This is a genomic window from Chryseobacterium sp. WG14 (genome assembly GCF_024586945.1).
Lineage (GTDB): Bacteria > Bacteroidota > Bacteroidia > Flavobacteriales > Weeksellaceae > Chryseobacterium.
In genome coordinates this window covers 141,631-154,763 of the sequence record NZ_JALCZD010000006.1, presented here as the reverse complement: position 1 = coordinate 154,763, position 13,133 = coordinate 141,631, and the positions used below count along the sequence as shown (strand labels likewise).

Annotated in this window: 7 protein-coding genes; 2 read left to right on the top strand and 5 right to left on the bottom strand. The window is 35.8% G+C overall.

The features are described 5' to 3' along the window. On the top strand, positions 1-948 hold the full coding sequence (locus MP478_RS12400) for a YihY/virulence factor BrkB family protein (RefSeq protein ID WP_230038121.1): 948 nt from the start codon (positions 1-3) through the stop codon (positions 946-948). A gap of 150 nt (positions 949-1,098) precedes the next feature. On the opposite strand, the gene argS is transcribed toward MP478_RS12400, so the two are convergent. Then, positions 1,099-2,859: an arginine--tRNA ligase gene (gene argS, locus MP478_RS12395; protein WP_257189763.1), complete on the bottom strand. Its 1,761-nt coding sequence runs from the start codon at positions 2,857-2,859 to the stop codon at positions 1,099-1,101. Positions 2,860-3,119: 260 nt separating this feature from the next. On the opposite strand from argS, the gene MP478_RS12390 reads away from it, so the two are divergent. Next, entirely contained in the window at positions 3,120-3,314 is a 195-nt protein-coding gene (locus MP478_RS12390) for a hypothetical protein (RefSeq protein WP_257189764.1), read from the top strand. Between the two features lie 25 nt (positions 3,315-3,339). On the opposite strand, the gene MP478_RS12385 is transcribed toward MP478_RS12390, so the two are convergent. From MP478_RS12385 to MP478_RS12370, 4 genes are all read right to left on the bottom strand, one after another. After that, the gene (locus MP478_RS12385; RefSeq protein WP_257200627.1) at positions 3,340-4,908 is read right to left on the bottom strand and encodes a SusD/RagB family nutrient-binding outer membrane lipoprotein; all 1,569 of its coding nucleotides are present in this window, start codon (positions 4,906-4,908) and stop codon (positions 3,340-3,342) included. Positions 4,909-4,913: 5 nt separating this feature from the next. Beyond that, positions 4,914-7,841, bottom strand: coding sequence for a SusC/RagA family TonB-linked outer membrane protein (locus MP478_RS12380; protein WP_257200626.1), 2,928 nt, complete (start codon positions 7,839-7,841; stop codon positions 4,914-4,916). Between the two features lie 417 nt (positions 7,842-8,258). Further along, positions 8,259-9,827 (bottom strand): SusD/RagB family nutrient-binding outer membrane lipoprotein, encoded by a 1,569-nt coding sequence (locus MP478_RS12375; RefSeq protein WP_257200625.1) that lies wholly within the window; start codon positions 9,825-9,827, stop codon positions 8,259-8,261. 5 nt (positions 9,828-9,832) lie between these two features. Next, on the bottom strand, positions 9,833-12,760 hold the full coding sequence (locus MP478_RS12370; RefSeq protein ID WP_257200624.1) for a SusC/RagA family TonB-linked outer membrane protein: 2,928 nt from the start codon (positions 12,758-12,760) through the stop codon (positions 9,833-9,835). Between the last annotated feature and the right edge of the window lie 373 nt (positions 12,761-13,133).

The window sequence follows — 13,133 nt, the reverse complement described above, 5'->3', positions numbered from 1 at the left end:
ATGATCAATAATATAAAATTTTTCTGGGAGGTTCTAAAGGAAACATTTACAGAATGGAACAGCTCTTCTGCGTCAAAAGACTCGGCAAGTCTGGCCTATTATGCCATTTTTTCTATTCCGGGATTATTAATTATTATTATCTGGGTATTGGGGAATTTTTTTGGCGAAGAAGCTATACGTGGGCAGATAAGTACTCAGATCAGCGGCATTATGGGGCCTGACGTAGCAAAAAGTATTGAAGGGATGCTGGCTGGAGCACTGATTGACAAAAAAAACATTTTTATGAAAGCTGTAGGAGTAGGATCTTTAGTTTTTGGTTCTACAACTCTTTTCTTTCAACTTCAACATTCACTCAATGCACTTTGGGATGTAGAAGCGGCTCCTAAAAAAGCGCTGCTCAAATTTTTACTGGACCGGGCCAATTCCTTGGGAATGATTCTTATCCTGGGGTTTTTGCTGATGATCACGATGATCTTATCTTCCCTTATCAGTCTTTTTAATACAATCATTACCCAATATTTCGGTTTTGAAACTTATATGCTTGTAGAATTAGTGAACTTTGCCATAGGTTTTGGGCTCGTCATGCTTTTGTTTGCTTTAATGTTTAAGGTTCTTCCGGATGTACTGATCTCCTGGAAATCGGTGTGGAGAGGTGCTTTTTTAACAACCGCCCTATTTACATTAGGAAAGTTTCTATTAAGTCTTTATTTCAGCCAGGTAAAGCCCACTTCCACTTTTGGAGCTGCCGGAACTGTGATTCTGATTATGATGTGGATTAATTATTCCTGTATGCTGATATTTTTTGGGGCCAAATTCACCAAAGTCTACACGTACAAAAAAGGATACAAAGTGGTTCTTTCCAAACATGCAAGATGGAGTCCTGCGAAACTATATGCAGATAGCCTTAAGCAGATGCATGGTAAGGATGATAAACTGCAGGATACATGATGCAAGAAGAAGGGTGTGAAACGTAGTTTTTGGGTTTTAATCTAATGTAAAGAATTTTTATCTAGCTTCTACTCTCCGGCTTTTCACTGCTATTATATAATATATTTTACAAAAAAAAATGCCTCCTGAATTCAGGAGGCGTATTATTTTCTACATTCTGTTTACGGTTCCGATTCCCAGAAGCTCTAAAGATTTTTTAATCGTCTTGGCTGTAAGGTCTGAAACATTCAGACGGAATTGTTTTACATTTTCATCATCCTGAATCAGGATTGGGTTATTCTGATAGAAAGAGTTATATGCTTTCACAAGATCATATACATAATTAGCCACTAAAGCCGGGCTTAATGTTTCTGCTGATTTGGCTACTACAGTCTTAAAGTTGGTCAACTGCATAATCAGCTCTTTCTCAGATTGATTGAAAACTACATCAGCTGTCTCTTTCTGGGTATAGCCTGCTTTAGATAACAATGACTGAATACGTGCATAAGTATACTGGATGAATGGTCCTGTATTCCCGTTGAAATCAATACTTTCGGCAGGATTGAAAAGCATTTTTTTCTTAGGGTCTACTTTTAGCATAAAATATTTTAATGCTCCAAGTCCTACTGTCTCATAAGAAGCTTCTTTATCTTCTTCTGAAAGAGTCTCCAGTTTCCCAAGCTCCTGAGCCTTAGATTTCGCAGTTTCATACATTTCCTGCATCAGGTCATCAGCATCTACTACCGTTCCTTCACGGGATTTCATTTTACCTTCAGGAAGCTCTACCATTCCATAAGAAAGGTGATAAAGCTGGTCTGCCCACTCATAACCCAGCTTCTTTAAAATCTTAAATAAGACCTGGAAGTGATAATCCTGTTCATTTCCTACGGTATAAATCAGCTTCTTGATATCGCTTTGTTTAAAACGTCCAACAGCAGTTCCTAAATCCTGTGTCATGTAAACGGATGTACCGTCAGAACGTAATAACAACTTCTGATCAAGTCCTTCATCCGTAAGGTCACACCAAACAGAGCCATCTTCTTTTTGATATAAAACTCCGTCATCCAACCCTTGCTGAATAATATCCTTTCCTAACAGATAAGTATTGCTTTCGTATTGAACCTGGTCAAAATCAACACCTAATCTTTTATAGGTTTCATTGAATCCTTTATATACCCAAGAATTCATTTCTGCCCAAAGGTTTCTTACCATTTCATCTCCATTTTCCCAATCTAAAAGCATTTTTTGCGCTTCTTTTATCATCGGAGCATCTTTCTTAGCCTGCTCTTCTCCTACTCCCTGTCCTACAAGATCTGCAATTTCTTTTTTGTATTTTTTATCAAATTCTACATAGTAGTTTCCTACAAATTTATCTCCTTTGGTATTGGTTGTTTCCGGGGTTTCGCCATTTCCAAATTTCACCCAAGCCAACATCGACTTACAGATATGGATTCCTCTATCATTGATAATTTGCGTTTTGATCACATCATAGCCAGCCTCTTTTAAGATCTGAGCTACAGAAAATCCTAATAAGTTATTTCTGATATGCCCCAAGTGTAAAGGCTTATTGGTATTCGGTGAAGAATACTCTACCATCACTGTAGCATTTTTCTTTTCTATTGTTGAAAAACCATTGCTTACGGATCTGAAGTTATCCACAAACAACTGGTTTTTAACTTTAACATTCAAAAAACCTTTTACCACATTAAAGCTTTCAAATAAATCTGATTGTTCCGTTAAAGCTTCCCCTAATTCAACTCCAATGCTTTCCGGATTTTTCTTTAATTGTTTTACCAACGGAAAAGTAACAATGGTAAAGTCACCCTCAAATTCCGTTTTATTTTCCTGAACCTCCAGCTTAATGTCTTTTAATTGATATACATTTAAAATAACCTCTGAAAGTTTCCCTTCTATAATATCTTTAATATTCATGTGTATATATTACTTTTTTAAAGGCCACATGGAATAGCCTTACTTCATCTCAAAAATTTGAAGTACAAATTTAGTGAAATAAAAAAGACAACCCTATACATCAAGATCACAGAGTTTCAATTATTTAATTTATTTTTCACATTATTACACTGAAAAGCAATAAATTACCAATAATTTTCCTATATTTATTTTACTAATTAAAACAAAATATATCATGAAAAATCTAAGAAAAATCTCTAAAACAGAACTTAAACAGATTAATGGAGGAAACGCTCCCTGCTGTGAGCCATGGGGAACCTGCCCTGATGGCTATAGACAATGCCAAGCCTGGGGTGCCTGCTTACCATTTTCAATCAAGTGCAAAGGTGAATAAAAAATATAAAAGAGGTCTTGAAGACCTCTTTTTCTTGTTTAAAAACTTTTTCAGAAAAAACTGCCCGAAGGCGGTTTCTTAATTTGAATATATTATATGAATACTTTTTAGTTTACATCCCAAATTAATTTTGTATTCATTTTATCTCCACCAATAGAAGCAGACGCAGCTTGATAATTCGCTGTATTTAATGTCTGTACATTAGTTGGATAGAAAATTCTGGTTGGTACATCTGTTAAGCCAGCAATAAGTGACGTAAATGTATAGGTAGTTACCCCCGTTGCGGATGGCTTATTAAGATTAGCCGTTTGCCCAGGCAATAACAATGTATTAGGGTATCCGGTTCTTCTATATTCTGACCAAGCCTCATTAGACTGCATAAATAATGCAATATACTTCTGTGTCATTACATTAGCTTTACTCGCTGCAGGAAGCGCGCCTACAAATGTATTGGCTTTAGCGGCATCAATTCCCCATCTTTCCATAGATGCTTTCACACCTTTTTCATAATGATCTTGTGACCAGCCATTCGCTTCTGATAGTAAGAATTCAACCTCTGCATACTCCATGAATATTTCGGTAGCACCAGGTTTTAGGATATTTTTACCAAAGAAACTTGAGGTACCTGCCTGACTTGAGGTTAATGTAGATGGTACACCATAAGGCATTCCTTGGATTTTGCTAATATCTGAAGCTTCGGCCATTGTCTGCTGTCTAATATCAGTTGCTGTCACCGTTGTTGGAGCTGCATATTTAAAAATTCTAGGATCTACCCCAAAAACTCCGGATTCTCCTTTAAGTAGCTGAACAAAAGTCTTTGAAACAGCAAAATCAGATCTGTCAATGTAGGTTGAAAAGAATGGTGATGGATTAACCAGATTACTTTCATAAGTTAAGCCCACAGTATCATCATTAGAAGTCATCACTCCTGAAGCGATAGCATCTGCAATATGTGCCTCTGCTCCCGGAACCACACCTTTTACTCGGGTTGCAATTCTCAATCTTAATGAGTTTGCAAATTTCTTAAGCTTAGCAGGGCTTTTAAACAATTGATCACCTTCAGAAAAAACGGTTGATGTAGAAAGATCAATCATTTCCGAAGCCTCTTTAAGCTCTTTTAAGACATCTGCATACACTTTTTGCTGTGTAGCAAATTTAGGTTGCAATGTTGCATCAATATTTAATGCCTGAAAGTCAGCATCCTTATTACCATAAGACCAATAAGGAATATCACCAAAAGCATCTGCAAGGTTAGCAAACACATAAGATAACATAATTCTTGAAGCTGCGATCTGGTTTTCATTACTTCCATAAGCCAACATTTTACCTTTTGATGCTGGATCAGTATTAAGGTCAATAATTTTCTTATAGTCCTGTGCTACGTAATAAGTCCTTGTCCACAACTGAGTTCCTGTGGTAAGTCTGTACTGATATCTGTCCTCTTCAGTATATATTCTTTGGGCAGAATATTGAACAAATGGGAGCATCATTCTCCCTGATACCCAGCCATCTCTTGTGAAATCCATGTACTCTTTGTTCCCGTTGTTGAACAACCCTGTTGGCAGAGGATTCTCTGTAGAATTCGGATTGACATCAATTTCATCAAATTTATCTGCACAGCTGTTAATTGCTAGAGACAAACCTACTACCACTATTATAGAAAATATTTTTTTCATTGTAATTAAAATTTAAAATTCACATTAACTCCATACATCCTTGTAGATGGTAAAGAACCACCTTCTAACCCCTGAATATTACCTGACCCATAAGAAGTATTCTCCGGATCAACTCCCTTGAAGGCAAGATTCCATGCAAAAAGGTTTCTTGCAAATGCGGATACTCTTATTCCTTGAATAGAATTACCAATAAATGACTTTGGAAGATCATAAGATAAAGTAATGTCTCTTAACTTAATGTAACTTGCATCAAAAACATTCTGTGCATCAACGGTGTTATAATATGATTTCCCCCATGTTGGTGCATCTAATCGGATATCGTTAGGAGCTCCATTTTCTTTAACACCTGGAAGAATCACACCAGCCTCTCTATTTCCTCCAAGAGCAGTTTCCTCAAGCATCCCGTTATTCATTCCCCACATGTGAGTTGTTGAGAAGTATTTACCTCCTTGTTGAATATCAATCAGGAAAGATAATCCAAAACTTTTATATTTGAATGAGTTTCTGAATCCCATATTGTAATCAGGAAGTACTGAACCTAAAGGCTTAATCGCTGAAGCTTTATAACGTCCGGTTGCATCTACTACCTTATTCCCGTTGGCATCATATACAAAATCAGTTCCCAGAATTGTACCGTATGAATATCCAACCTGAGCAGCTAACTGTACTCTGAACGGAGCATTGGTCAGGATAAGATTTTCAAGATTACCTTGCAATTCTACAAGCTTGTTTCGGTTTCTCGTAAAGTTCCACGCAACATCCCATGAGAAATCTGCAGTTTTTATAGGAGTAATATTTACCGTCGCTTCGATACCTTTGTTAGTCATCTCTCCGGCATTGATTCTTTTAAATCCAAATCCTGTTGCAGGATCAATTGGTAACGGAATAATCAGATTTGTAGTTTTCACATCATAGTAAGTAACATCAAACCCTAATCTATTTTTGAAGAAGTTCATTTCTAGACCAATTTCCTTAGTAGTTTTCAAGTCAGGAGTAAGGTTGTTTTCTCCTTTAGTAGGGGGCATAGAATAAGTTGGGCTTCCCCAGAATGAATTTCCTATTGTTGCATAAGTTCCTCTAATATAAGGATCAGAACCTCCTGCAATTCTTGACCATCCTGCTCTCACCTTTCCAAAAGAGATCCAGTCTGTTTTAAGAAGCTTAGAGAATACGAAACTACCTGTTACGGAAGGGTAAAACTGATCATCATTTAGCATAGAGAACCAGTCATTTCTACCTGTAGCCTCTAAGAATAAAAAGTCTTTATATCCCAAAGACACCGATGCAAATAAACTTTTTACTCCTACGTGAAAAGATGAGTTAGTTGCACGTGCAATTTCTCTACTGTTCGATAAATTATATAAATCAGGAATAATTAATCCCCCAACAGAATTACCCTGCATGATATCCCACTTACGATTCATAATATTAAATCCTACAAAGGTACTTAAATTGAAATCTCCGAAATTATCATTGTAGTGTAATCTCCCTTCATAGTTGAATTCAGAGTTATTACTTTTTCTAAGATTATATTGAGATTGTGCCGCTGATCCAATAGCCACTCTTGAGGAAATGGTTTGTGAATAGGTATCTCCATATACCTTACCAGAAACATATACTTTCTTAGAAAAATTATACGTCAGTCCAGCATTTCCAAAGAATCTATTTCTGGTATCTGCAGAAGTATTTTCATAGATCGTCCAGTAAGGGTTATCAGAGAAGTTTGGAGTACCATCATTCCAAGCAGTCCTGTTCCAGGATCTCTGCATTCCATTTGGTAATTTATAATTTTGCAATTCTGAAAAATCAAGCTGTCTCTGTCCCCACTGGTAGAACTTCTGTGCTACAGAGTTATCCCCGTATCCTTGTTCTGGTCTGTTGAAACCATCGGTACGCACATAATTAAAAACTGCATCAGCTTTTAAATTGTCAGTCAATTTGGAATTAATATTTATACTGAAATTATCTTTCTTAATTTCAGAATTTGGTACAATACCGTTAATTTTTGTATTGGTATAGGATAGTCTTATATTTGTATTTTCGAATGATTTAGAAACAGAAATGTTATTGGTATAAGTTGTTCCAACTCTAAAGAAGTCATCAACATCTTTTCTAGGAGCAACCCACTGTTTCAGCTTCATATATTGATTAGGAAATTCAGGATCAAAAGAATCCCAGCCTAAGTAATATAAATTCGGGTCATATTTAGGACCCCAGCTTTCATCTGTTCCAAATTCAGGAAGATTATACGTTACCCCATCTATTTCCTGAGTTTGCAGTGCTAATTCTGAACCACCTCCATATAGGTTTTGTAATTTTGGTCTGATGTAAATAGATTCAAAGGAAACACCTGTATTAAACTGTACCTCAGTTCTCCCTTTTTTAGCTGATTTTGTAGTATAAATAATGGCTCCGTTTCCTGCTCTATATCCATATAAAGCAGCTGCCGGGCCTCCTTTTAAGACCGTTACACTTTCAATATCATCAGGATTAATATCAAATGTAGCATCTCCATAATCTCGACCTCCTGCTCCTCTTTGAGTATCATCATTATTAACATTTGAGTTATCTAAAGGAACTCCATCAACCACAATTAATGGACGGTTTTCACCAGTTAGAGAACTGATCCCTCTCATTGTAATTCTGGTAGACCCCCCCATAGAAGAAGGAGCTGTTACCTGGACCCCTGCGACATTTCCTGATAATGCACTTACAGCATTCGTTTGCCCGGCATCAGAAATAAGGTCTCCTTTGATTTCTTGAGAGGCATATCCAAGAGCTTTCTTCTCTCTCTTAATCCCCAATGCAGTCACCACTACACCCTCAATCTCTTTAGTCTGTGTGACGGTATCATTTTTCTTCTGCTGAGCACTTACAATAGCAACAGATGAAGACAATACCACTACAAGTAGACTCGTTGTTAGTTTCTTCATAATCAAATTTAATTTTGTATCCGTACAAATTTGTAAAACCTTATTAACAAGTCAAAGAAAAAAAATTAAAAAAATATAAAATACTCAATATAAAACGATAAAATATATTAATTAGTTAAAATTTTAAGTTAAAAACTTAAATAAACATCAATAAAACAAAGTTTCTTATTGTTTTTTATCAAAATTTAAATTTTAAATAATCTTATAAATAAATATAAAGTAAATCATCAGTAAAAAATATTTGTATAACAATATATAATGAAAAAAATAAACAATGACTTAATGAAAAATAGAATTATACAGATCCATGAAATTTACAATAATGAAGAAACAAGTACTATTATTAAATAAAAAACCGCCAAAAGGCGGTTTTAATATGAATGTTAACTGAATGTGTGTTAAAATATGTTTACAGTATTAGTTGGTATCCCAAATTAATTTTGTATTCATTTGATCTCCACCAATAGAAGCAGACGCAGCTTGGTAATTCGCTGTATTTAATGTCTGAACTGTTGTTGGATAGAAAATTCTTGTTGGTACATCTGTTAACCCTGCAATAAGCGAAGTAAACGTATATGTTGTTTGTCCAGCTGCAGAAGGTACATTCAGATCAGCTGTTTGCCCAGGCAACAATAATGTATTAGGATATCCTGTTCTTCTGTATTCTGACCATGCTTCATTAGGCTGCATAAATAATGCAACATACTTTTGAGTCATTACATTTGCTTTATTAGCAGCCGGAAGAGCAGCAACAAATGTATCAATCTCATTAGAAGCAATACCCCATCTTTCCATAGATGCTCTAACTCCTTTTACATAATGATCCTGTGACCAGCCATTAGCTTCAGCCAATAAGAATTCTACTTCCGCATACTCCATAAAGATTTCAGTATAACCAGGCTTTAAGACATTTTTACCAAAATAACTTGATGAAGCAGCCTGACTGGTTGCCAAGGTACTTGGTACACCATATGGCATTCCTTTGATCTGGTCAATATCTGTAGCTTCAACCATATTCTGAGCCCTGATATTAGATGCTTTTACAGAAGTTGGAGAAGCATATTTGAAAATTCTTGGATCCACTCCAAAATTACCTTTTTCTCCTTTAAGCAACTGTACAAAAGTTTTTGAAATTGCAAAGTCTGATCTCTCAATATAGGTTGAAAAGAAAGGAGATGGGTTAACCAAGTTATTTTCATACGTTAATCCCACCGTATCAGCATTAGATGTCATCACCCCTGAAGCAATAGCATCTGCAATATGAGCTTCTGCTCCCGGAATAACCCCTTTTACCCGGGTTGCTATTCTTAATCTTAGAGAGTTCGCAAACTTTTTCAATTTTTCAGGGCTACCAAACAATTGATCTCCATCCGTTAAGATAACCTCCTGATTATCATCGATCATTTCAGAAGCTTCTTTAAGTTCTTTTAAAATGTCTGCATATACCTTCTTCTGAGTAGCAAATTTAGGCTGCAGTGTTGCATCAATATTTAATGCCTGGAAATCTGCATCTTTATTCCCATAAGACCAATATGGAATATCCCCGAAAGCATCTGCTAAATTAGCAAACACGTAAGATAACATAATTCTGGATGCTGCGATCTGGTTTGCATTAGCTCCATAATTAGCCATTTGAGCTTTAGTAGCCGGATCAGTATTCAGATCAATGATCTTCTTGTAATCCTGAGCTACATAATAGGTTCTTGTCCACAATTGTGTACCCGTAGTAAGCCTGTATTGGTATCTGTCCTCTTCAGTATACTGTCTTTGTGCTGAATATTGAACAAATGGCAGCATCATTCTTCCTGATACCCAACCATCTCTTGTGAAATCCATATACTCTTTGTTTCCATTGTTGAACAATCCTGTTGGTAATGGATTCTCCGTAGAGTTTGGGTTGGCATCTATTTCATCAAATTTATCTGCACAGCTGTTAAGTGCTAATGATAAACCTGCCAGTGTTAGTATTGAAAATATCTTTTTCATTGTGATTAAAATTTAAAGTTTACATTAACTCCGAATACCCTTGTAGATGGTAACGAACCTCCTTCTATTCCCTGAATGTTTCCTGATCCGTATGATGTATTCTCAGGATCGATGCCTTTATTAGCTAAATTCCAAGCAAACAGGTTTCTTGCAAAAGCAGATACTCTGATTCCCTGAATAGAGTTTCCAATGAAAGATTTTGGTAAATCATAAGATAAAGTAACATCTCTTAACTTAATGTAGCTGGCATCAAAAACGTTTTGCGCATCCACAGTGTTATAAAATGATTTTCCCCATGTTGTTGCATCTAAATGAATATCATTTGGAGTACCGTCTTCTTTAACTCCCGGTAGGGTAATTCCTGCTTCTCTGTTTCCTCCAAGTGCAGATTCTTCAAGCATACCCGAAGACATCCCCCACATATTGGTTGTTGAGAAGTATTTACCTCCCTGCTGAACATCAATTAAGAATGACAATCCGAAGCTCTTATATTTAAATGAGTTTCTGAATCCCATATTGTAATCAGGAAGTACAGAACCTAAAGGCTTGATCTCTGAAGCTTTATAACGACCTGTAGCATCTACTACCTTATTACCGGCAGCATCATATACATAATCAGTTCCTAAGATTACCCCATATGAATATCCTACCTGAGCAGCAAGCTGTACTCTGAACGGTGCATTGGTCAAAATATAATTTTGAAGATTTCCTTGTAGATCAACAAGCTTGTTTCTGTTTCTTGTGAAATTCCAGGTAAAATCCCATGAGAAATCACTGCTTCTGATAGGCGTAATATTCACCATGGCTTCAATACCTTTGTTGGTCATTTCCCCGGCGTTAATTCTCTTGAATCCATATCCTGTAGCCGGATCAATTGGCAATGGAATAATCAAATCTGTAGATTTTACGTCATAATATGTAACGTCAAATCCAAATCTGTTTTTAAAGAAGTTCATTTCCAAACCGATCTCTTTCGTTGTCTTGATCTCAGGTTTGATCATTGGCTCTCCTTTAGTATTAGGCATAGAGTATACCGGACTTCCTCCAAATGGAGTTTCTATCGATGCAAACGTTCCTCTGATATAAGGATCAGAGCCTCCTGCAATTCTTGACCATCCTGCTCTTAATTTACCAAAAGAGATCCAGTCTACATTAGCAATCTTGGAGAACACAAAGCTACCAGTTACTGAAGGATAAAACTGATCATCATTAAGCATTGAGAACCAGTCATTTCTTCCGGTTCCTTCTAAGAATAAAAAGTCTTTATATCCTAATGAAACGGATGCAAATACACTGCGTACTCCTAAATGGTAAGATGCATTAGATGAACGTGGAGCCTCTTTACTATTCGCAAGATTATACAATCCCGGAATAATTAATCCTCCTACAGATCTGCCTTCCAAAACATCCCATTTACGATCCATAATATTGAATCCTGCAAATGTATTTAAACTGAAATCACCGAAGTTATCATTATAGTGAATTCTACCTTCGTAGTTGAATTCAGAATTATTCCTTTTTTGAATAACATATCCTGATTGTGCTGCTGAACCAACAGCTACTCTTGATCTGATTTGCTGAGAGTAAGTATCTCCGTATACCTTTCCTGAAACATATACCTTCTTAGAAAAATTATAGGTTAACCCTGCGTTTCCAAAGAATCGGTGTCTGTTATCATCAGAAGTATTCTCATAAATAGTCCAGTACGGGTTATCTGAGAAGTTAGGAGTACCGTCATTCCAAGCAGTCCTGTTCCAGGATCTCTGCATTCCGTTAGCCAGTTTATAATCTTTCAGTTCTGAAAAATCTAGCTGTCTTTGTCCCCATTGATAAAACTTCTGTGCTACTGAATTATCTCCATATCCCTGCTCCGGTCTGTTAAAACCTGCTGTATGGACATAATTGAAAACAGCATCTGCTTTTAATTTATCTGATAATTTTGAGCTAACATTTAAACTGAAGTTATCTTTCTTAATTTCTGAATTAGGTACAATACCATTAATCTTAGTATTGGTATAAGATAATCTTACATTCGTATTTTCGAATGATTTAGAAACTGAGACGTTATTGGTATATGTAGTTCCTACTCTAAAGAAGTCATCAACATCTTTATTAGGAGCTACCCACTTCTTCAGTTTCATATAATCATTACTGAACTCAGGGTCAAATGAGTTCCAACCTAAATATAATAAATTAGGATTGTATCTTGGTCCCCAGCTTTCATCGGTTCCAAACTCTGTAATATTATAGGTCTGGCCGTTAATATCTTCTGTAGGAAGTTCTGACTCTAATCCACCTCCATATTGATTTTGTAATTTGGGTCTGATGTAGATGGATTCAAAAGATACACCTGTATTAAGCGTAACTTCTGTTCTCCCTTTTTTAGCTGATTTTGTGGTATAGATAATTGCTCCGTTACCTGCTCTATATCCGTATAGTGCTGCCGCAGGACCTCCCTTCAATACCGTTACACTTTCAATATCATCCGGGTTGATGTCAAAAGTTGCATCTCCGTAATCTCTTCCTCCAGCTCCTCTTTGAGTATCTACACTGTTAACATTTGAGTTATCTAAAGGAATTCCATCAATAACAATTAAAGGTCGGTTTTCTCCGGTAACCGAACTAATACCTCTCATGGTAATTCTGGTAGAACCTCCCATGGAAGAAGGTGCTGTAACCTGTACCCCTGCAACATTTCCCGACAATGCACTTACAGCGTTCGTTTGCCCTGCATCAGAAATAAGGTCCCCTTTGATTTCTTGAGAGGCATATCCAAGAGCTTTTTTCTCTCTCTTAATACCTAATGCAGTCACCACTACACCCTCAATCTCTTTAGTCTGTGTGGCGGTATCATTTTTCTTCTGTTGAGCACTTACAATAGCAACAGATGAAGACAATACCACTACAAGTAGACTCGTTGTTAGTTTCTTCATATCAAATTTAATTTTGTATCCGTACAAATTTGTAAAACTTTATTAACAACACAAAATAAATTCTTAAAAAATTATTAACTATTTAATAATTTTCAATCAAATAAGCATAAAAATTATTAAAATAAGTTAAAATTATTTTTTTTAACAAAAATTAAAAAAAAATTAAACATTTTTCTTCTAAAAATACTAACGATTATTATTATTGATAATATTCATATAAGTATCAAATAAAATCAAACAATAAAATACTGTAAATGAGATAAATACAATAATTTTCAACTTTTAAAACCATTAATAATTTCACAATTGCAATGCAATGCATATTTATTTTTTTTATCTTAAAATTCGAAAAAACATTCTACAAACAGCGAGC

Bases quoted from the DNA above. Each gene is read 5' to 3' on its own strand.
- MP478_RS12400 (WP_230038121.1), top strand. From the start codon at position 1: ATGATCAATAATATAAAATTTTTCTGGGAGGTTCTAAAGGAAACATTT.
- argS (WP_257189763.1), bottom strand. From the start codon at position 2,859: ATGAATATTAAAGATATTATAGAAGGGAAACTTTCAGAGGTTATTTTA.
- MP478_RS12390 (WP_257189764.1), top strand. From the start codon at position 3,120: ATGGAGGAAACGCTCCCTGCTGTGAGCCATGGGGAACCTGCCCTGATG.
- MP478_RS12385 (WP_257200627.1), bottom strand. From the start codon at position 4,908: ATGAAAAAAATATTTTCTATAATAGTGGTAGTAGGTTTGTCTCTAGCA.
- MP478_RS12380 (WP_257200626.1), bottom strand. From the start codon at position 7,841: ATGAAGAAACTAACAACGAGTCTACTTGTAGTGGTATTGTCTTCATCT.
- MP478_RS12375 (WP_257200625.1), bottom strand. From the start codon at position 9,827: ATGAAAAAGATATTTTCAATACTAACACTGGCAGGTTTATCATTAGCA.
- MP478_RS12370 (WP_257200624.1), bottom strand. From the start codon at position 12,760: ATGAAGAAACTAACAACGAGTCTACTTGTAGTGGTATTGTCTTCATCT.